Origin of the sequence: Pseudocitrobacter sp. RIT415 (genome assembly GCF_003057695.2) — a bacterium.
Classification (GTDB): Bacteria; Pseudomonadota; Gammaproteobacteria; order Enterobacterales; family Enterobacteriaceae; genus Pseudocitrobacter; species Pseudocitrobacter faecalis.
Genome location: NZ_QBJC02000023.1, coordinates 1 through 20,763 on the forward strand (window position 1 = coordinate 1; position 20,763 = coordinate 20,763).

General features: G+C 53.1%; 19 protein-coding genes. 16 read left to right on the forward strand and 3 right to left on the reverse strand.

The window, feature by feature from the left end; all coding sequences use genetic code 11:
* Positions 1-11: 11 nt before the first annotated feature.
* The 9 genes from DBY68_RS18695 (at position 12) to zapC (ending at position 8,580) form a co-directional block, all read left to right on the forward strand.
* On the forward strand, positions 12-563 hold the full coding sequence (locus DBY68_RS18695) for a fimbrial protein (RefSeq protein ID WP_108474566.1): 552 nt from the start codon (positions 12-14) through the stop codon (positions 561-563).
* A gap of 73 nt (positions 564-636) precedes the next feature.
* Positions 637-1,314, forward strand: a complete 678-nt coding sequence (locus tag DBY68_RS18700) for a molecular chaperone (protein ID WP_108474565.1) — start codon at positions 637-639, stop codon at positions 1,312-1,314.
* Between the two features lie 24 nt (positions 1,315-1,338).
* Complete coding sequence (locus DBY68_RS18705) at positions 1,339-3,933, forward strand: fimbrial biogenesis usher protein (RefSeq protein WP_108474564.1); 2,595 nt, start codon at positions 1,339-1,341, stop codon at positions 3,931-3,933.
* A complete protein-coding gene (locus DBY68_RS18710) occupies positions 3,924-4,997 on the forward strand; it encodes a fimbrial protein (protein WP_108474563.1) in 1,074 nt (357 codons plus the stop codon). The genes DBY68_RS18705 and DBY68_RS18710 overlap by 10 nt, the downstream gene beginning before the upstream one ends.
* Positions 4,998-5,039: 42 nt before the next feature.
* On the forward strand, positions 5,040-5,552 hold the full coding sequence (locus tag DBY68_RS18715; RefSeq protein ID WP_349254583.1) for a fimbrial protein: 513 nt from the start codon (positions 5,040-5,042) through the stop codon (positions 5,550-5,552).
* 10 nt (positions 5,553-5,562) lie between these two features.
* A complete protein-coding gene (locus tag DBY68_RS18720) occupies positions 5,563-6,072 on the forward strand; it encodes a fimbrial protein (RefSeq protein WP_108474562.1) in 510 nt (169 codons plus the stop codon).
* Positions 6,038-6,751: a fimbria/pilus periplasmic chaperone gene (locus DBY68_RS18725; RefSeq protein ID WP_199538675.1), complete on the forward strand. Its 714-nt coding sequence runs from the start codon at positions 6,038-6,040 to the stop codon at positions 6,749-6,751. Before DBY68_RS18720 ends, DBY68_RS18725 begins: the two co-directional genes overlap by 35 nt.
* A gap of 110 nt (positions 6,752-6,861) precedes the next feature.
* On the forward strand, positions 6,862-7,872 hold the full coding sequence (gene pyrD / locus DBY68_RS18730) for a quinone-dependent dihydroorotate dehydrogenase (protein WP_108474560.1): 1,011 nt from the start codon (positions 6,862-6,864) through the stop codon (positions 7,870-7,872).
* Positions 7,873-8,037: 165 nt separating this feature from the next.
* A complete protein-coding gene (gene zapC, locus DBY68_RS18735; protein ID WP_108474559.1) occupies positions 8,038-8,580 on the forward strand; it encodes a cell division protein ZapC in 543 nt (180 codons plus the stop codon).
* On the opposite strand, the gene DBY68_RS18740 is transcribed toward zapC, so the two are convergent.
* Positions 8,577-9,686 carry a YcbX family protein gene (locus DBY68_RS18740; protein ID WP_108474558.1) on the reverse strand — a complete coding sequence of 370 codons (1,110 nt, stop codon included), beginning with the start codon at positions 9,684-9,686 and terminating at the stop codon, positions 8,577-8,579. The two genes, zapC and DBY68_RS18740, sit on opposite strands and share 4 nt — an antisense overlap.
* Positions 9,687-9,784: 98 nt before the next feature.
* Between DBY68_RS18740 and rlmKL the strand changes: the two genes are divergently transcribed.
* From rlmKL to rmf, 6 genes are all read left to right on the forward strand, one after another.
* Entirely contained in the window at positions 9,785-11,890 is a 2,106-nt protein-coding gene (gene rlmKL / locus DBY68_RS18745) for a bifunctional 23S rRNA (guanine(2069)-N(7))-methyltransferase RlmK/23S rRNA (guanine(2445)-N(2))-methyltransferase RlmL (protein WP_108474557.1), read from the forward strand.
* A gap of 12 nt (positions 11,891-11,902) precedes the next feature.
* A complete protein-coding gene (locus DBY68_RS18750; RefSeq protein ID WP_108474556.1) occupies positions 11,903-13,810 on the forward strand; it encodes an ABC transporter ATP-binding protein in 1,908 nt (635 codons plus the stop codon).
* A 15-nt stretch (positions 13,811-13,825) separates the two neighbouring features.
* Positions 13,826-15,079, forward strand: a complete 1,254-nt coding sequence (gene pqiA / locus DBY68_RS18755; RefSeq protein ID WP_108474555.1) for a membrane integrity-associated transporter subunit PqiA — start codon at positions 13,826-13,828, stop codon at positions 15,077-15,079.
* Between the two features lie 4 nt (positions 15,080-15,083).
* Positions 15,084-16,724 carry an intermembrane transport protein PqiB gene (pqiB, locus tag DBY68_RS18760; protein ID WP_108474554.1) on the forward strand — a complete coding sequence of 547 codons (1,641 nt, stop codon included), beginning with the start codon at positions 15,084-15,086 and terminating at the stop codon, positions 16,722-16,724.
* Complete coding sequence (gene pqiC, locus DBY68_RS18765; RefSeq protein ID WP_108474553.1) at positions 16,721-17,284, forward strand: membrane integrity-associated transporter subunit PqiC; 564 nt, start codon at positions 16,721-16,723, stop codon at positions 17,282-17,284. Before pqiB ends, pqiC begins: the two co-directional genes overlap by 4 nt.
* A gap of 256 nt (positions 17,285-17,540) precedes the next feature.
* Positions 17,541-17,708 carry a ribosome modulation factor gene (gene rmf / locus DBY68_RS18770; RefSeq protein ID WP_015965056.1) on the forward strand — a complete coding sequence of 56 codons (168 nt, stop codon included), beginning with the start codon at positions 17,541-17,543 and terminating at the stop codon, positions 17,706-17,708.
* 57 nt (positions 17,709-17,765) lie between these two features.
* On the opposite strand, the gene fabA is transcribed toward rmf, so the two are convergent.
* Entirely contained in the window at positions 17,766-18,284 is a 519-nt protein-coding gene (gene fabA, locus DBY68_RS18775) for a bifunctional 3-hydroxydecanoyl-ACP dehydratase/trans-2-decenoyl-ACP isomerase (protein ID WP_010429339.1), read from the reverse strand.
* Positions 18,285-18,353: 69 nt separating this feature from the next.
* Positions 18,354-20,117 carry a Lon protease family protein gene (locus tag DBY68_RS18780; RefSeq protein WP_108474552.1) on the reverse strand — a complete coding sequence of 588 codons (1,764 nt, stop codon included), beginning with the start codon at positions 20,115-20,117 and terminating at the stop codon, positions 18,354-18,356.
* A gap of 183 nt (positions 20,118-20,300) precedes the next feature.
* On the opposite strand from DBY68_RS18780, the gene matP reads away from it, so the two are divergent.
* Entirely contained in the window at positions 20,301-20,753 is a 453-nt protein-coding gene (gene matP, locus DBY68_RS18785; RefSeq protein WP_108474551.1) for a macrodomain Ter protein MatP, read from the forward strand.
* Positions 20,754-20,763 lie beyond the last annotated feature (10 nt).

Consider the following 20,763-nt stretch of genomic DNA (forward strand, 5'->3'; position numbering starts at 1 on the left):
TGGAGATATGCATGCGTAAGAATATATTAATTTTATCAATGAGCGCGATGCTGGGATGGGGTAGCGCCATGGCAGCCGATGATACTGCCGAAACAGACGGTAGCCTGACAATCACCGGTGAAGTTGTTGCTCCGGCCTGCACTATTGCGCCAGAAAGCGAGTCTGGATCTGTTGCGATGGCGAAAGTGAGCGCGACAAAACTCCAAACGCTGGGCCAGGAGTCTGGGGTGAAAAAAGATATCCCGATTAACCTGAAGGATTGTGACAACACGGTGACAAGCAACGCGGCATTTACGTTCACCGCAGAAGCCGATCCTGCCGTTGCCAGCGCGTTTAAGAATCAGAACTCGGGTAACGGCGCGGCGACCAACGTCGCGGTACAGATGTATATGCCTGATGGCACGACGAAAATTTTGCCAAATACCGAAACCGCACAAAACGGTATTCCGCTCGCCGCGACGGCTGACCAAACGATAACCTTTAAAGCGGATTACGTGGCAACGGGCAAAGCCACGGCAGGTACGGTTCAGGTTGCGACCACATTCCATATTAACTACTACTGATTTTGCCCCTGTATCCTGAAGGGGCGGGAAAGGCGAAAGGTACCCTCAAGTGAATACCCGCAAAGTAATAAGCATGGCTGCCGTGAGTTTTATCGGCACATTAACCCTCAGTGCGCCCGCCTGGGCTAACGATAGCGGCGGAGTGGGGTTAGGTGCGACGCGGGTGATTTACAGCGAAGGTGATGCGCAGGTCGCGCTGAGTGTGAGAAATACCAGTAAAACCGTACCGTATTTAATTCAGGCATGGGTGATGACGCCCGATAATAAAAAAACGCAGGACTTTATTACGACGCCACCGCTATTTGTGCTTAACCCCGCCAGTGAAAATTTACTGCGTATTATGTACGTCGGGCCTGCGTTGCCAAAAGACCGTGAATCGTTATTTTACGCAAGCCTACGCGCGGTGCCGTCAACGACAAAAAAAGAGGGGGGCAGTGTGTTAAAAATTGCCACCCAGAGCGTCATTAAGCTGTTCTGGCGTCCGAAAGGGCTCTCAATTTCTGTTAATCAGGCGGCAGAAAAACTGCGTTGCGATTGGTCAGGGCAGAGCGTCACTGTCCATAATCCCACGCCCTATTACATTACACTAACCGGGCTGACGCTCGGTGGTAAAGGCCTGAAGAACCAGATGATCTCGCCGCTTGGCAGCTTCCGTTTTGACGTGCTAAACGGTGCTGTTAACCAGACAGTGAGCTACCGAACCATCAATGATTATGGTGCCGAAACGCCCTCTATGACGTGCAAGTCCTAATGGATTGACGCTCCCGGACGCGAAATGTCGAGTTCTCCACGCCAACGCTGTCATCCGCTTGCCAGTACGATTCCCTCCTTTTTAGGCGGGCTGGCGGTGTTCGCCTCAACCTCATTGAGCGCGCTGGCTGACACCTGGTTTGATCCGGCTTTCTTTAAAGACGATCCGTCGCTGGTCGCAGACCTTTCACGTTTTGAGCAGGGCCAGCAAATCGCGCCAGGAAAATATCGGGTTGATGTCATTTTCAACCAAAGCTTTATTGCCACCCGCGATATTGAGTTTGTTGCCAATAACGAAAATCATCAGGTTGAACCCTGTCTGAATAAAACATACCTCAGCCAGATTGGCGTGAATATCGCCGCGTTCCCGGCGTTTAACGCGCTGGATGACGCCGCGTGTGTACCCCTGCCGAAGATGATTTCTGATGCCAGCGTTGCATTTGATGCCCGACAGCTTCGGCTGGAGATTTCTGTGCCGCAAATTGCGGTTAAAAATGATGCCCGTGGCTACGTTCCGCCAGAACGATGGGATCGCGGAATCAATGCATTGCTTTTAGGATATTCTTTCAGCGGGGCGAACGATGTGGAGAGCAGCGATGAAAACGGCGCCGACACGAACTATTTTCTCAACCTGAACAGTGGGCTGAATCTTGCGGGCTGGCGTCTACGCAATAACTCCACCTGGCGCTATAGCCAGGACGAACCAGGGCAATGGCAGAATATCAGCAGTTATATGCAGTACGCGTTCATTCCCGTAAAAGGCGAATTGACCGTTGGGGACAGTTATACCGGGGGCGATTTTTTCGATAGCGTCGGTTTTCGCGGCGTGCAGATAGCCTCGGACGACAATATGCTTCCCGATAGTCTGCGCGGTTTCGCCCCCACCGTGCGCGGTATTGCCAAAAGTAACGCTCAGGTAACCATTAAACAGAATGGCTATACGGTATATCAAACATACGTGCCTCCCGGCGCGTTTGAAATTAATGACCTGTTTTCCAGCGCCTCCAGCGGCGACCTGCAGGTGGAAATAAAAGAGTCCGACGGCACCCTCAACCGCTACACCATTCCTTACTCCAGCGTACCGCTTCTCCAGCGTCAGGGACGATTAAAATATGCACTGACGGCGGCACACTATCGCAGTAACAGCAACGATCAAGAGGAAAAAGCGTTTACCCAGGCGACGCTGCAATGGGGAGGGCCCTGGGGCGTCACCTGGTACGGCGGCGGGCAATTCTCTGAAGATTATCGCGCTGGCATGCTGGGGCTGGGATTTAACCTCGGTGAATTTGGCGCCATTTCGCTGGATGGAACATGGGCGAGCAGTACGCTGGCTAATCATCAGGATTCTCAGGGGCAATCCTGGCGTTTTTTGTATGCCAAAACGCTAAATCCCTTCGGCACCAACTTTCAGTTGATGGGCTACCGCTATTCAACCTCCGGTTTTTATACCCTTGCCGATACCATGTACGACCGTATGGAAGGTTACACGGAGAGTCAGGACGATGATACTCCGCTGTGGGCGCGTTACTACAACCTCTATTACAGCAAGCGCGGAAAGCTGCAAATCAATATTTCTCAACAGCTTGGTGAGTATGGCTCGTTTTACTTAAGCGGTAGCGAACAAACGTACTGGAACACGGATGACCAGGATCGCTTATTGCAATTCGGCTACAACACCCAGATTAAGGACATTACCCTGGGATTTTCGTGGAACTACAGCCAGTCTCGCGGCCAGCCCTCTGCCGATCAGGTCTTTGCGCTTAACGTCTCACTGCCGCTGGGCCAGTGGCTCTCCTCATCCGACGGTAATGTAAATAGTCGAGGCCACACTGCATGGATGACGTCCAATACCAGCGCCGACAACGACGGAAATGTGACGCAAAACGTGGGCGTTTCCGGTTCATTACTGGAAGACGGCAATCTCAGTTATAGCGTGCAACAAGGCTATGTGAGTCAGGGGGAGAGCGCCAGCGGGAACGCGAGTCTGGATTACAAAGGTTCCTGGGGCGAATCGAAAATGGGTTACAACTACAGCGATAACGGCAACCAGCAGCAGGTGAACTATGGGGTGTCCGGCAGCGTAATTGTGCATTCAGGCGGGGTGACCCTCGGCCAGTCGCTGGGGGAAACGAATGTTCTGGTTTCCGCGCCCGGTGCGGAAAATACCAAAATCGCCAACTACACCGGCATCAGCACGGACGGGCAAGGCAACTCGCTGCTTCCCTACGCCACGCCGTACCGCGAAAACCGTATTGCGCTGGATACCGCGTCTTTAAAACAAAATGTCGATATAGAGAACGCCGTGGTTAACGTGGTACCCACCAAAGGCGCGCTGGTGCGTGCAACGTTTAGCGCGCATGTGGGCGCGCGCGTGCTGTTCAGCCCGCTCATGAAAGGCAAGCCATTACGTTTTGGTGCGATGGCTACTCTCGATAACGGGGAAAAGATCAGCGGTATTGTGGGTGACGACGGCTCCCTGTATCTGTCCGGGCTACCTGAAAAGGGGAGCATCACCGTACGCTGGGGTGACGCACCAGAACAACAGTGTCGCCTGACGTTTGAACTAACGGCCGCAGAGATGGCCGCACCGATTACGCGCAAAAGCGCGCGATGCGAATAAACAGAGGAAACGGTCACATGCAACGAATCATCAAAATGCTGCTGGTGGGGGTTCTCATGTTAGCGAGCGCAAAAGTTATGGCTTACACCGGGCAGTGCCATACCGCCAGTGGCGATCCCTATATTGGCGTCAATTTTGGCGTGAGTACGATTTCTGAGGAAGAAAACCAGGCGGGGGTTGTTAAGGATAATTTTTATGCGTGGAATGAGGCCAATGATTATTACGTCTCATGTGACTGTAATAAAGACGCGGTAAGAGAAGGGCGCTGGGCGTTTGCGTCCGATTCCCCGCTGCCTGCGCTCGGCGAGAGTTGGTACAAAATTAATGATTACCTGGCAGCGCAGATTTGGTTAGGTGTAAAAGGTAACTCGCCGAGCAAAGTGCCGTTCGAAAATGTGGGAACCAGTGCGGATACTCGCTGGCACATTTGTGATCCTGGCGGTCAGCGACTGGGGGGCTCGGGGGCCAGTGGTAATGCCGGAAACTTCTCGCTCAAAATTCTGCAACCCTTCGTCGGATCGGTGGCCATCCCTCAAATGGTGCTGGCCAGACTCTATGAGTGCTACAACATTCCTGCCAGCGATACCTGCTCCGCCACGGGCTCGCCGGTACTCACTTATTACCTCACAGGTACCATCAACTCGCTGCAATCCTGCTCAGTTAACGCTGGTGAGACGATCGAGGTCGATCTTGGCGATGTCTTCGCGGCCAATTTTAAAGTGCAGGGGCAAAAACCGATGGGGGCGAAGACGGCGGCACTCTCGATTCCGGTGAGATGTAACACCGGCAATAGCGGGCTGGTGAATGTCAATCTTAGCCTGACGGCCACGCGTGATAACGATTACCCGCAGGCAATTAAAACCTCAAGGCCCGGGGTTGGCGTGCTGGTGACGGATGCGCAGGGAAATGCGGTCTCTCCCGATGGCGGTGCTATCTCGTTGGCTATACCGGATAACCGCGATGCCTACGCGCAGATGAATGTGTTTCCCGTCAGCACCACGGGTGTGCCGCCGGAAATCGGTAGCTTTGAGGCGACGGCCTCCATCCGTATCAATTTTGACTGAGGCGTGATGCAGATGGCTAAACGGTTGTGTTTCCTTCCCGGCATGTTCGCCCTCTGTGCCTTCTCCGCACTTGGCAATCTGAAAGGCGCCGATCAGGTGAACATGCATATTTATGGCAATGTTATCGATCAGGGTTGTGATGTGGCAACCAGCAGCGCCATGCAGAATATTTTTATTGGCAACTTTAATATCAGTGATTTTCAGGACGCGAATGCCGTCAGCGCGTCAGCCGATTTAACGATTGATATCAATGGTTGTGCGGCAGGGATAGAGGGGGCAAAAGTCTATTTTAGCGGCGATTCCGCTCCCCTTGCTCCAACGCTGCTGAAGCTAACCGATACCGGAGGGGGCGGCAATATGGCGACCGGGATCGCTGTACAAATTATTGATGCGCAAACTCAGGAAGAGATCCCGCTGAACCGTTTGACCGCGCGTAATCCACTCCAGGCCGGGGATAATGAACTGAAATACAAGCTGCGTTATAAATCGACGAAAGCGGGTGCCACGGGCGGAAATGCCACTGCGGTGCTCTATTTTGATCTGGTTTATGAGTAGGGCGCAGACGATGAAAACCAGGCAATGTCTCATTTATGCGCTGATGGCATGTAGCAGTCCCGCCTTTGCGCACGACGGTACCGTCAATATCAGCGGAACGTTTCGCAGCAACACCTGTATTCTTGCTCAGGACAGTAGAGCGATTCAGGTTCCACTCGGCACGCTTTCTATCAGTCAGTTTTCCGGGGGACACGCGTCGGTTGAAAAGGCGTTCGTTATTAATCTTGAGCAGTGCGGGGCAGATGTTAGCGCGGCGAACGTAACGTTTTCTGGTCAGTCGGACAGCGCAATGGCGGATCTGCTGGCGATAGAGACCGGGAGCGGCGCCGCAACCGGCCTGGCAGTCGCCTTGCTTGATGACCATCAGGCGATCGTCCCTTTAAAGCAGGAGAGTAAACCTTATCCATTAAAACAGGGCAAGGTCGCGCTGACGTTTTATGCGCAGTTACGCCCTACGGGCGGTGAGGTGACATCGGGGGCGGTGAATGCCAGCGCGACTTTTGTGGTGCGTTATGACTAGGTATGCATTGCTGTTGCTGTGCGCGGTGTCCGGTATCAGCCACGCCGGGGTGGTCGTCGGGGGGACACGCTTTGTTTTTCCTTCTTCAAGCGATACCCGAACAATCTCTGTGACCAATACCAGTCATGAGCCCTGGCTTATCAACAGCAAAATTAACGCCCCAACGGCGTGGCAGGGGGCGATTACTGTTAGCGGGCAGCCGCCGATGTTAGCAACGCCGCCGTTGTTTTTGCTGCAACCAGGTGCAACAGGAACGATTCGGTTAGTGAAAACAGATAACCGGATGCCTGAGGATCGCGAAACGCTGTTCGCGCTCAGTATCGCGTCGATCCCTTCGGGGCGGGTGGAAGATCGCAGTGTTAAAGTGGCGCTGCGCTCCTCCTTCAAACTCTTCTGGCGTCCTGCTTCGCTGAAGGGCAGCCCTGACAACGCGTGGCAACAGGTTTTATGGCAGCGTGACGCACAAGGCGTGACGGCCAGCAACCCTACGCCTTTTTACATCAACCTGGCACAGGTGAGCGTAAATGGCCGCCAGGTCGATGATGCTGGCGTGATCCCGCCATTAACGCAGCGCCATTTTGCCTGGTGTACCACAAAAATGCCCTGCAGCTTGCGCTGGCGAACCCTGAATGACTTAGGTGGGTTCACGCCAGTGAAGGAACAACGTTTTGCACAATAACGTGCGTGATGAAAACGTTTGCGTTTTTTTTGTTCCTGGTCAATTCCCTTTTTGTGCGCAATCACACATAATACGCCCCCGGTTTGCACACCGGGAATCCAGGAGAGTTCATGTACTACCCCTTCGTTCGTAAAGCCCTTTTCCAGCTCGATCCTGAGCGCGCTCATGAATTTACTTTTCAATCATTACGCCGGGTAACCGGAACGCCGTTTGAAGCGCTGGTTCGCCAGAAGGTGCCTTCAAAGCCGGTGAGCTGTATGGGATTGACCTTTAAAAATCCGCTGGGTCTGGCGGCAGGTCTGGACAAAAATGGCGAGTGCATTGATGCGCTCGGTGCGATGGGTTTTGGCTCGATCGAAATCGGCACCGTTACACCGCGTCCGCAGCCGGGTAACGATAAGCCGAGGATCTTCCGTCTGGTTGATGCCGAAGGTTTGATCAACCGTATGGGCTTTAACAACCTGGGTGTTGATAACCTGGTTGAGAACGTTAAAAAAGCGCATTTCGACGGCGTACTGGGTATTAATATTGGAAAAAATAAAGATACACCGGTTGAGCAGGGTAAAGATGACTATCTGATTTGTATGGAAAAAATCTATGCCTACGCCGGATATATTGCCATTAACATCTCTTCGCCAAATACCCCAGGGTTGCGTACGCTACAATATGGTGAAGCGTTGGACGATCTGCTTTCCAGTATTAAAAATAAGCAGACTGAACTTCAGGCGAAACACCATAAATATGTCCCTGTGGCGGTGAAGATCGCACCGGATCTTTCTGTCGAAGAGTTGATCCAGGTTGCCGATAGTTTAGTTCGCCATAATATCGATGGGGTGATTGCAACCAATACGACATTGGATCGTTCTCTGGTTCAGGGGATGAAATATTGTGATGAAACGGGTGGACTGAGCGGTCGTCCATTGCAATTAAAAAGCACCGAAATTATCCGTATGCTCTCTGCTGAATTAAACGGACGCTTGCCGATTATCGGCGTGGGTGGAATTGACTCCGTTATCGCCGCCCGCGAGAAGATTGCTGCCGGGGCGACACTGGTGCAGATCTATTCCGGGTTTATTTTTAAAGGCCCGCCGCTGATTAAAGAAATCGTTACTCACATCTAATCTTTTATCTCATTATGTGAACCAGGGCTTTATTTTAAGCCCTGGTTGCTTTATATTTCCTCATTGTTGCTTATTTAAACATTTTAGTCTTTTATTATTTAGGCAGTAAAAACGACGCGGGAAAGATTACACAGCAAACGGATGCTGAAATGAGGGGAGCGGACAATGCGAATTAAACCAGATGATAACTGGCGTTGGTATTATGATGAAGAGCACGATCGTATGATGCTCGATTTAGCCAATGGCATGTTGTTTCGTTCGCGTTTTGCTCGCCGGATGTTAACCCCTGACGCCTTTGCCCCTACCGGATTCTGTGTGGAAGACGCGGCGCTCTACTTCTCCTTTGAAGAGAAATGCCGCGACCTCGAACTCTCTAAAGAACATCGCGCCGAACTTATTCTTAACGCGCTGGTGGCGATTCGCTTCCTGAAACCGCAAATGCCGAAAAGCTGGCACTTCCGTGCCCATGACGATAGCTGGTCACCGATTACCGGTGATGCGGCAAGCGTCTGGCTGAGCGATACCAATCAGCAGGTGAATTTGCTGGTGGTTGAACCGGGCGAAAATGCCGCACTGTGTCTGCTGGCGCAGCCAGGCCTGGTGCTGGCCGGGCGAACCATGCAGTTGGGTGATGCTATCAAAGTGATGAATGACAGGCTGCAACCCCAGCCAGGCCTGGCGGGTTACAGCCTGGAGCAAGCGGTTTAACTACGCAGTTTCAGTGCGGTTTTTGGCACACAGCTACAGCACAGTACGGTGCCATCGTTGCCAATCGCGCTCTTCTTGAGCGGCGTCACTTCACCTTCTTCCAGCGTAATACGGCAACTGCCACAAATTCCTGCACGGCAGGAGTAGGGTATACGTATGCCCTGTTGTTCGAGCTGTTCCAGTAAAACCTGCTGATTATTACCGTTAAATGTTTGCCCCTGCCAGTTGATATCCACTTTCGAAGCCAAATCTTGCTCGACGGTCAGCGTGTCATCGTCTGCGCCAGCACCGTACACTTTCCCCGGCCCGGTAGCTAAAATTTCCACTTCATCGCCCACGCGAACCACACCGCTATTGCGCGGGATCAGGTTCTGGCCAAAATCGACGTCGCCGTTATCCTGCGCGGTGCGGAAGGATTGCAGCGTGTGTAAGGGTTCGCCCGCCGGGTGTTTTTGGCCTTTCTCCGGGCTAATGGTGGTAAAAATGCAGCGGCTGCACGGTTTCACCACGTCAAAGACGACTTCACCAATGCGAATCGTTTTCCAGTTGTCTTCGTCCCACGCCTGCGCGCCGGTCACCACCAGATTCGGCCGGAACTGTTCCATTCTGACGCTGGCCGGGCAACGCTGCTGTAAATCGCGCAGAGACGCTTCGTTCGTCAGCAGGTAGGGGAAACCATCGGCAAACGAGAGCGGCACCGCGTCGTGACGTTTTACCCGACGCGTGAGCGTGTCGCCAAGCCAGCGCAGCTGCACATCGCGTTTAAAAAACGGTGACAGCCATTGATTGATCGCCTCCGGGGCGATGTGAGCGGTAAAATGGTTGCCCCACACTTCCGTTGGTTCAGCCTGTGCGGTGAAATCGGCAAAACGTACCAGTGCGCTGCTACCGTCCGGCGCTGTGAGATGCAGGCCGTCGCGCAGAATGGCCGGAGTGAAGCGCACCATCGCCGGGTACTGCCGCGCAGTGATAAACGTGCCATCGGGTTCGGTCACCATAAAGATACGGTCAAACGCCATTCCGCTCATATCTGCGAAGGCGTGAGTGAGCCCGATACCCCTCATGGATTTCACCGGGTGAATGAAAAGTCGCGATAACGTCAGCATGACGCATTCCCTGAGTCAGAAATAAGCCTTTAACTTTATGACATGGGGCCGAGATTGGCTATAATGCGCAACAATTTTCTGCAAGTAAAAGTGATGATATGAATTCTCTGTTTGCCAGTACGGCCCGTGGGCTGGAAGAGCTGTTAAAAACTGAACTGGAAGGTCTGGGCGCACAAGAGTGCAAAGTCACCCAGGGTGGGGTCCATTTTCAGGGAGACACGCGCCTTCTTTATCAAAGCCTGATGTGGAGTCGCCTGGCGTCGCGCATCATGATGCCGCTGGGCGAATGCAGTGTCTGGAGCGATCTCGACCTCTATCTCGGCGTGCAGGCGATCGACTGGACGGAGATCTTCACCCCGAACGCCACTTTTGCCGTGAGCTTTAACGGGCTGAACGATGAGATCCGTAACAGCCAGTACGGCGCGCTGAAAGTGAAAGACGCCATCGTTGATGCGTTCACGCGCAAGAATTTGCCGCGTCCGAATGTCGATCGCGAAAATCCTGACCTGCGCATTAACGTGCGGTTAAACAAAGAGAAAGCGTTTATCTCTCTTGATCTGAGCGGTGAAGGTCTGCATCTGCGCGGCTACCGTGACCGCACGGGTCTGGCGCCAATTAAAGAGAATCTCGCGGCGGCGATTGTGATGCGTTCTGGCTGGGTGCCGGGTACACCGATGCTCGACCCGATGTGTGGTTCCGGTACGCTGCTGATTGAAGCGGCGATGTGGGCGACCGATCGCGCGCCGGGTCTGCATCGTGGCCACTGGGGCTTTAGTGGCTGGGCGCAGCATGACGACGCTATCTGGCAGGAAGTGAAAGCCGATGCGCAGACCCGCGCACGCGCAGGCCTTGCTGCTTATGAATCCCGTTTTTATGGCTCCGACACCGATCGCCGCGTAGTGGAAATTGCGCGCAGTAACGCCCGTCGTGCCGGTATCGGCGAACTGATCACCTTTGAACAAAAAGATGTGGCTCAGTTGACCAATCCACTGCCGAAAGGCCCGTACGGTACCGTTATCAGCAACCCGCCATACGGCGAGCGTCTGGAGAGCGAACCGGCGCTGATTGCCCTGCACAGTCTGCTGGGGCGGATCATGAAAAACCAGTTTGGCGGCTGGAATCTGTCGCTGTTTAGCGCCTCACCGGAACTGCTGAGCTGCGTTTCGCTGCGTGCTGAACGCCAGTTTAAAGCCAAGAACGGCCCGCTGGATTGTATCCAGAAGAACTATCATGTGTCGGAAAGCACCGGCGAAGTGAAAGCTACCGTTGCGGAAGATTACGCCAATCGCCTGCGTAAAAATCTCAAGAAACTGGAGAAGTGGGCGAAGCAGGAAGGCATTGAGTGCTATCGCCTGTACGATGCTGACCTGCCGGAGTATAACGTCGCCGTTGACCGCTACGCCGATTGGGTCGTGGTGCAGGAATACGCGCCGCCGAAAACCGTTGATGCGCACAAAGCACGTCAGCGCCTGTTTGATATCATCGCCGCCACGATCTCCGTGCTGGGCATTGCGCCGAATAAACTGGTGCTGAAAACCCGTGAACGGCAGAAAGGTAAAAATCAGTACGAGAAGATGAACGAGAAGGGCGATTTCATGCAGGTAAGCGAATACAACGCTCGCCTGTGGGTCAACCTGACCGACTACCTCGATACTGGCCTGTTCCTCGACCACCGCATCGCCCGTCGTATGCTGGGTCAGATGAGTAAAGGCAAAGATTTCCTTAACCTCTTCTCCTACACCGGTAGCGCCAGCGTTCATGCGGGCCTGGGCGGCGCGCGTTCTACTACAACGGTTGATATGTCGCGCACCTACCTTGAGTGGGCCGAACGGAACCTGCGTCTGAATGGCCTGACCGGTCGTGCCCATCGTCTGATGCAGGCTGATGTGCTCGCCTGGCTGCGCGATACTGACGAACAGTTCGACGTGATCTTCATCGATCCGCCGACCTTCTCCAACTCAAAACGTATGGAAGATGCGTTTGATGTTCAGCGCGATCATCTGCGCCTGATGAAAGACCTGAAGCGTCTGCTGCGTAAGGGCGGCACCATCATGTTCTCGAACAACAAACGCGGTTTCCGTATGGATCACGACGGCCTGGCCGAACTGGGACTGAAAGCACAAGATATCACCCATAAAACACAGTCTCAGGATTTCGCCCGTAACCGTCAGATCCACAACTGCTGGCTGATTACCGCAGCCTGAAAGGAATAAAGAATGTCATTAATTAGTATGCATGGCGCGTGGCTATCCTTCAGCGATGCGCCGCTCCTCGATAATGCCGAATTGCATATCGAAGATAACGAACGTGTCTGTCTGGTGGGGCGTAACGGCGCTGGTAAATCGACGCTGATGAAGATCCTCAACCGCGAGCAGGGTCTGGACGACGGGCGCATTATTTACGAGCAGGACCTGGTGGTGGCGCGTCTGCAACAGGATCCGCCGCGTAATGTGCAGGGCAGTGTTTATGACTTCGTCGCTGAAGGCATTGAAGAACAAGCGGTTTACCTGAAGCGTTACCACGATGTTTCGCAACTGGTGATGACGGATCCCAGCGATAAGAATTTGCAGGAACTGGCAAAGATTCAGGAACAGCTGGATCACCATGGTCTGTGGCAGCTGGAAAATCGCATTAACGAAGTGCTTAACCAGCTAGGACTCGAACCGAATATGGAGCTGGCCTCGCTTTCTGGCGGTTGGCTGCGTAAAGCGGCGCTGGGCCGGGCACTGGTCAGCGCGCCGCGGGTGCTGCTGCTTGACGAACCCACGAACCACCTCGATATCGAAACCATCGACTGGCTGGAAGGGTTCCTGAAGACATTCAAAGGCACCATTATTTTCATCTCGCATGACCGTTCGTTTATCCGCAATATGGCCACCCGTATTGTCGATCTGGATCGTGGCAAACTGGTCACCTATCCGGGAAATTACGATCAGTATCTGCTTGAGAAAGAAGAAGCGCTGCGCGTGGAAGAGCTACAAAATGCCGAGTTCGACCGCAAACTGGCCCAGGAAGAGGTGTGGATCCGTCAGGGCATCAAAGCGCGTCGTACCCGTAACGAAGGCCGCGTTCGCGCATTAAAAGCGATGCGTAATGAACGCAGCGCTCGCCGTGAAGTCATGGGTAGTGCCAAAATGCAGGTCGAAGAAGCGTCCCGCTCCGGTAAAATCGTCTTTGAAATGGAAGATGTGAACTACCAGGTTGACGGAAAGGTGCTGGTAAAAGACTTCTCCGCCCAGGTGCAGCGTAGCGATAAAATTGCGCTGATTGGCCCGAACGGCTGCGGTAAAACCACGTTGCTCAAACTGATGCTCGGCCAGCTACAGGCCGACAGCGGGCGAATTCACGTTGGTACCAAGCTGGAAGTCGCTTATTTTGACCAGCATCGCGCGGAACTCGATCCGGATAAAACGGTGATGGATAACCTGGCAGAAGGGAAGCAAGAAGTCATGGTCAATGGGAAACCGCGCCATGTTCTGGGCTACCTGCAGGACTTCCTGTTCCACCCGAAACGCGCCATGACGCCGGTTCGTGCGCTCTCCGGCGGGGAGCGTAACCGTCTGCTGCTGGCGCGCCTGTTCCTCAAACCCAGCAACCTGTTGATTCTCGATGAACCAACCAACGACCTGGACGTTGAAACCCTCGAACTGCTCGAGGAGCTGATTGATGGTTATCAGGGTACTGTTCTGCTGGTAAGCCACGATCGTCAATTTGTGGATAATACCGTCACCGAATGCTGGATCTTCGAAGGTGAAGGTAAGATTGGTCAGTACGTCGGCGGTTATCACGATGCGCGTGGGCAACAGAGCCAATCGCAGACACAAAAACAAGCTATTGTTAAGAAAACAGCCGAAGCGACGCAGCCAAAAGCAGAAACTGTTAAACGAACCAGTACCAAACTAAGCTATAACCTGCAGCGCGAGCTGGAGCAGCTTCCGCAAAAGCTGGAAGAACTGGAAGCGAATCTGGAATCGTTGCAGGCACAGGTTGCTGATGCCTCCTTCTTCAGCCAGCCGCATGACCATACGCAAAAAGTGTTGTCTGAACTGGCGCAGGCCGAACAGGCATTAGAAGAGGCGTTTGAACGCTGGGAATATCTGGAAGCGTTAAAAAACGGTGCCTGATACCGAGGAGTTTTCATGTGCGATCAACATCATGCCGCGCGGCATATTCTGTGCCGTCAGTGTGACATGCTGGTGGCGTTGCCGCACCTTGAACATCGTCATAAAGCGGAGTGCCCACGCTGCGGCACAACGCTAACCACCGTATGGGACGAGCCGAGAACGCGTCCCACTGCTTATGCTATTGTCGCGCTTTTCATGCTGGTGCTGGCTAACCTCTTCCCTTTCATTTATATGAAGGTGGCAGGGGTTAATAGCGAAATTGAACTGCTGGAAATTCCGCGCGTACTGTTTAGCGAAGACTACGCAAGCCTGGGCACCTTCTTTATGCTGTTTGTGCAGCTGGTGCCTGCCTTTTGTCTGGTCACCATTTTACTACTGGTGAATCGGGTAAAAATGCCGCTTAGCGTGAAGTCGTTTCTCGCCAGAGTCCTGTTTCAGCTGAAATCCTGGGGGATGGCAGAAATCTTTCTCGCGGGTGTGCTGGTCAGTTTCGTGAAGCTGATGGCCTATGGTGATATTGGCATTGGTAGCAGTTTCATTCCCTGGTGTCTTTTCTGCATCCTGCAACTGCGTACCTTCCAGTGCGTCGATCGCCGTTGGTTGTGGGACGATATTGCTCCGATGCCAGCACTTAAGACTGAACCTCAGCCCGGTGTAACGGGGATACGACAGGGGCTGCGTTCATGCGCGTGTTGCACCGCCATTTTGCCTGCCGATGAACACGTTTGTCCGCGTTGTCACTCGAAAGGATATGTGCGCCGCAAAAATAGCCTGCAATGGACGATGGCGCTGCTGGTCACTTCTATCATTCTTTATCTTCCAGCGAATATTCTGCCGATCATGATTACCGATCTGTTGGGCGACAAAATGCCATCGACGATCCTCGCTGGGGTGATTTTGCTGTGGAGCGAAGGTTCCTATCCGGTGGCGATGGTCATTTTTATTGCCAGTATTATGGTACCAACGCTCAAGATGATTGCCATCGCGTGGCTCTGCTGGGATGCGAAAGGGCATGGACGTCGTGACAGCGAGCGTATGCACCTGATTTATGAAGTGGTGGAGTTTGTTGGCCGCTGGTCGATGATTGATGTATTCGTCATCGCAGTGCTTTCTGCTTTAGTGAGAATGGGCGGGCTAATGAATATCTACCCGGCGATGGGCGCATTGATGTTTGCGCTGGTCGTGATAATGACCATGTTTTCCGCAATGACCTTTGACCCTCGACTGTCGTGGGATCGGGATCCGGAATCAAGCCATGAGGAGTCGTAAAAGCATGGAAACGAAGAGTGGGGAGGCCAAAGTGCAGAAGGTGAAGAACTGGTCTCCGGTCTGGATCTTCCCAATTGTCACTGCGCTGATTGGTGCATGGATCCTGTTTTATCACTACAGTCACCAGGGGCCGGAGGTGACGCTCATCACCACCAATGCCGAGGGGATTGAAGGCGGTAAAACCACAATCAAAAGTCGTAGCGTTGATGTGGGCGTGGTGGAGAGTACAACACTGACGGACGATCTCACGCACGTGGAGATTAAGGCGCGCCTGAATGCCGGCATGGAAAAACTGCTGCACAAAGACTCGGTTTTCTGGGTCGTGAAGCCGCAGGTTGGACGTGAAGGGATCAGTGGGCTGGGTACGTTACTCTCCGGGGCGTATATCGAGTTGCAGCCCGGTAATAAAGGCGGTCAGCAGGAAGATTATCAGTTGTTAGATCAGCCGCCGCTGGCACCGCCGGATGCGAAAGGTATCCGCGTGATCCTCGACAGTAAAAAAGCCGGTCAGCTGAATCCTGGCGATCCGGTATTGTTCCGTGGCTATCGCGTCGGATCCGTTGAAACCAGTACCTTTGATGCGCAGAAACGTACAATCAGCTACCAGCTGTTTATCACCGCGCCAAACGATCGTCTGGTGACCAGTAACGTTCGCTTCTGGAAAGACAGCGGCGTAGCGGTCGATCTGACCTCTGCCGGGATGCGTGTAGAGATGGGCTCCCTCACCACGCTGTTTAGCGGCGGCGTGAGTTTTGATGTACCGGAAGGGCTGGATCTGGGACAACCGGTTTCCGAGAAGAGCGAGTTCAGATTGTATGATGATCAGAAAAGTATTCAGGACTCCCTGTACACTGAACATCTTGATTATCTGATGTTCTTTAAAGACTCTGTTCGTGGCCTGCAGCCTGGTGCGCCGGTGGAATTCCGCGGCATTCGTTTGGGTACCGTGGCGGAAGTTCCCTTTGATGTGAAAGGTCTGCGTCAGGCACTGAATAACGACTATCGTATTCCGGTACTGATTCGTATTGAACCTGAGCGTCTGGCAAATCAGTTGGGTGAGCACCCGGATCTGGGACAGCATCTTGAAGAGCTGATGAAGCGTGGTCTGCGTGGCTCGCTGAAAACCGGTAACCTGGTGACCGGCGCGCTGTATGTGGATATGGACTTCTATCCAAAAGAGCCGCAGATGACCGGTATCCGTGAGTTTAGCGGCTATGAGATTATCCCGACAGTGAGTGGCGGTCTGGCGCAAATCCAGCAGCGTCTGATGGATACGTTGGATAAATTCAACAACTTGCCGTTGAATCCGATGATTGAGCAAGCGACCAATACGTTGACCGAGAGCCAACGTACTATGCGTCAGCTGCAAACGACGCTGGATAACCTCAATAAGATAACGGCCAGCCAGTCGATGCAGCAACTGCCAGAAGACATGCAGAAAACGCTGCGTGAATTGAATCGCAGTATGCAGGGCTTCCAGCCAGGTTCAGCCGCTTACAACAAGATGGTCGCGGATATGCAACGTCTTGATCAGGTGCTGCGTGAGCTGCAACCGGTTCTGAAAACGCTGAACGAGAAGAGTAACGCGTTGGTGTTTGAAGCGAAGGATAAAAAAGATCCAGAGCCTAAGAGGGCGAAACAATGAAAAAATGGTTAGTGCTGGTGGCGGCCTGCCTGCTGGCAGCCTGTAGCAGCAGCGGTGAGAATAAAACCTACTACCAACTGCCGGTAGATAAAGGCACGGTGCAAAATAGCGCCAGCTCCGGTCAACATCTGTTATGGGTAGAGCAGGTCACTGTTCCGGATTACCTCGCCGGCAGCGGCGTGGTGTATCAGACCAGCGACGTGCAGTATGTGATTGCCAGCAACAATCTGTGGGCCAGCCCGCTTGACCAACAGTTGCGTACCACGCTTATCGCCAACCTGAGCAATCAGTTGCCAGGTTGGGTGATTGCGTCGCAACCTCTGGGTCACGATCAGGATACGCTCAATGTGTCGGTGAATGGTTTCCATGGGCGTTATGATGGAAAAGTTATTGTCAGCGGTGAATGGCTGCTGAACCATAATGGGCAACTGACTAAACGTCCGTTCCACATTGAACTGGCGCAGCAGAAAGATGGCTATGACGAGATGGTGAAAATGCTCGCACAATCGTGGAGTCAGGAAGCGGTCTCTATTGCGCGCTTTCTCAATCAGCAACTATAAGAAGAATTAATAGTACTTAAGACCGCCGTGGGTGAGAAATACACGGCGGTTTTTTTGTTTTTGTGCTCAGCAGGTTAATTGTCCCGGCTCACATTTTTTGTACAAATGAACTCTTGGGTAGCTCACAAATATGACACTGGCGTGAATTTTGCGCATTGACGATCGCGATGATTCAGGTTATTCGTAATGTGTGGTTGCACACTTTGTAATCACTGTTTTCATTTCCACCAGATAAAAGTAATGAGGGAAACGAGGCATGAAGAGACAAAAACGAGATCGCCTGGAACGGGCACATCAACGTGGATATCAGGCCGGTATTGCCGGTAAGTCGAAGGAGATTTGTCCTTACCAGACGTTAAATCAACGTTCACACTGGCTCGGAGGCTGGCGAGAAGCCATGGAGGACAGGACAGTTATCGCCTGACGCTGTCTCTTTAGAAGAAACCTCCGCGTCGCGGAGGTTTCGCGTTAATACGGGGTCTTAGAACGCAGAAGTATCCTGGAACAACCCAACCTTCAGATCGTTAGCGGTATAGATCAGACGACCATCTACCAGCACTTCGCCATCCGCCAGGCCCATGATCAGACGACGGTTAACGATGCGTTTGAAGTGAATACGGTAGGTCACTTTCTTCGCGGTCGGCAGAACCTGACCGGTGAATTTCACTTCACCCACGCCCAGCGCACGGCCTTTGCCTTCGCCGCCAAGCCAGCCAAGATAGAAGCCGACCAGCTGCCACATGGCGTCCAGACCCAGGCAGCCTGGCATCACCGGATCACCGATAAAGTGGCAGCCGAAGAACCACAGATCCGGGTTGATATCGAGCTCTGCTTCAACATAACCCTTATCAAAGTTGCCGCCGGTTTCGGTCATTTTAACGACACGATCCATCATCAGCATGCTAGGGGCTGGCAACTGCGGGCCTTTTGCACCAAACAGTTCACCGCGACCAGAGGCAAGAAGATCTTCTTTTGTATAAGATTCGCGTTTATCTACCATGTTTTCAGTAAGCCTTATTTTGAGTTCGGGACGCAGGATAGCTAACACGTGTACGCTGAACAAGTCCGATCAGTTCGAATTGAACCAGCCCAGCCAGCGCAGCGGCCACGGATAACGATGCCGCGCGTCGGGCTGTGTGGCCTGCGCGATACGTTCCTGAATCGTTTGCAACAATGTTGTCTGCCCTTCAGCATCCCAGTTTAGCTGGGTAAGAAGCGGCAGGGCCTCGGTTACATCATCGACCGCCCAGATAGAAAATTGCCCGGCTTCAACCGCTTCCTGAACATCCATGGACAAACTCAAATGGCGCACGTTGGCGTTGGGAATAATCACGCCCTGTTTACCGTTCAAGCCGCGCTGCTGACAGATAGCAAAGAAGCCTTCGATTTTTTCGTTCAGACCGCCAACTGGCTGCGCGCGCCCAAACTGGTCGACGGAACCGGTGATGGCGATGCTTTGATTAATCGGCACACCGGAAAGGGCGCTGATTAAAGCACACAGTTCAGCCATGGACGCACTATCGCCATCCACTTCGCTGTAGGACTGCTCGAAGGTTAATGATGCCGAGAACGGGATCTGCTGATCGAGTTCGAGTTCCGACATCAGAAATGCCTGCATGATCATCATGCCTTTAGCATGAATATTGCCGCCAAGCTCGGCTTTGCGTTCGATATCCGTAAATTCACCGTCACCGATGTGCACGACGCAACTGATACGGGAAGGTTCACCGAAGGCGCGCGGGTGGCCCGGAAATTCAATTACCGACAGGGCGTTAATCTGACCGACACACTCACCTTCTGTTTCAATCAGAATTTGCTCAAGCAGGATCTCATCCTGCATACGCTCGGCCAGATAGCCTTCACGCCACTGGCGCTGCTCAAGCATTGTTTTGAGCTGCTCATCACCAAGGGTTTCACCTTCGCAGAATGGTGCGGCTTCGCGCAACTGGCGGCTGACCCAAAGCGGGCAAAGCGGCAGCGTTTCCTGATCGCCGGTATAGCGAGCACCTTCCTGAATCAGACGCGGCCAGGCATCAGCCGCAAGCATCGGCAGATTTGCATCACGCGCAACCTGCTGTACCCACTGACACCACTGTTTTACGGTCTCTTCATCGGTGATCTGAAGATTATCCTCATACTCGCAGTAGAGCGATTTTTCTGCCAGCTCAGGTTCCATTTCCTGGAAATCGGCCAGTGCGTCCCGATCGCCTACCAGCATCACCTTCAGCGACAGCGGCATAGAAGGAATTGTCACCGGCAATGGACGTGACTCATCAAAGGAAAGCCACTCAAAACGCTGCCGGGTCACCTGTGATTTCAGACGCATCCACAGCAGGGGTTGGGCCAGTAACGCGCGCAGAGAGAGAATCAGCACGCCACCGTTGGCTTTGTGCACCAAACCAGGCTGAAGGGCGATCTCGCCATTGAACTGACGCACGCAGCCGAACAGCTGCTCGGCTTCCACCCAGTCTGCAAAGATGACCGGGCTAAGGCTCGCAAAATCATCGTCCGGTGACGTTGCCGCAGAGACACTGACCTGGCCCGCGGCGATGGTGTAGTTCACGCCGGTCAGTCGAGACGCTGAATCGCTGCGTAAGGCGAGGGTCACGTTGTGAAGCAGTTGCAGGTACGACTTTTCTTCTGGCGCTTTCACCAGTAAAAAGTCGCTGACGCCCTGAGGATGCAGAAACTGCTCCAGAGCATAATGCAAACGAGCCTGCAGCTCGCTGAATAAGGATTCATTAACTGACGAGATTTCAGGCAGAGTAAATAGCGCCTGGTACGCATCAGTCGCAGGGGCAAGGTCGCGCCGGGAAAGAGTATTTATGGTCAAAGTCGCTATTTTTAGTCAGATGTAAAGCGCGAGATTATACCTTATGCCGCAGGGAAGCTCACGGAGAATAGGGCGGTAATTCTGATATCGCCAACATTGTCTTCACGCTCACTGATTTCTTCTCAGCACATTGGCAAAAAACTGATATCCTGAAAAGAGTTACACGGTCACCTTGGGATCGCAATGAAATATCAACAACTGGAAAATCTTGAGAGCGGGTGGAAGTGGAAGTACCTGGTGAAGAAGCACCGGGAAGGCGAACCTATCACCCGTTACATTGAAACCAGCGCCGCGCAGGAAGCGGTTGATCTCCTGCTGAAACTTGAGCATGAACCGGTACTGGTGAATGAGTGGATTGCGCAGAATATCAATCCTGGCCTTGTGAACCGCATGAAGCAAACCATTCGCGCGCGACGCAAACGTCATTTTAACGCCGAACATCAACATACGCGTAAGAAGTCGATAGATCTGGAGTTCGCCGTCTGGCAGCGGCTGGCAGGGTTGGCTCAGCGGCGCGGCAAAACGTTGTCAGAGACCATTGTGCAGTTGATAGAAGATGCGGAAAACAAAGAGAAATATGCCACGAAGATGAGCACGCTGAAGCAGGATTTACAGGCCTTACTAGGCAAAGAATAAACGTTTACAT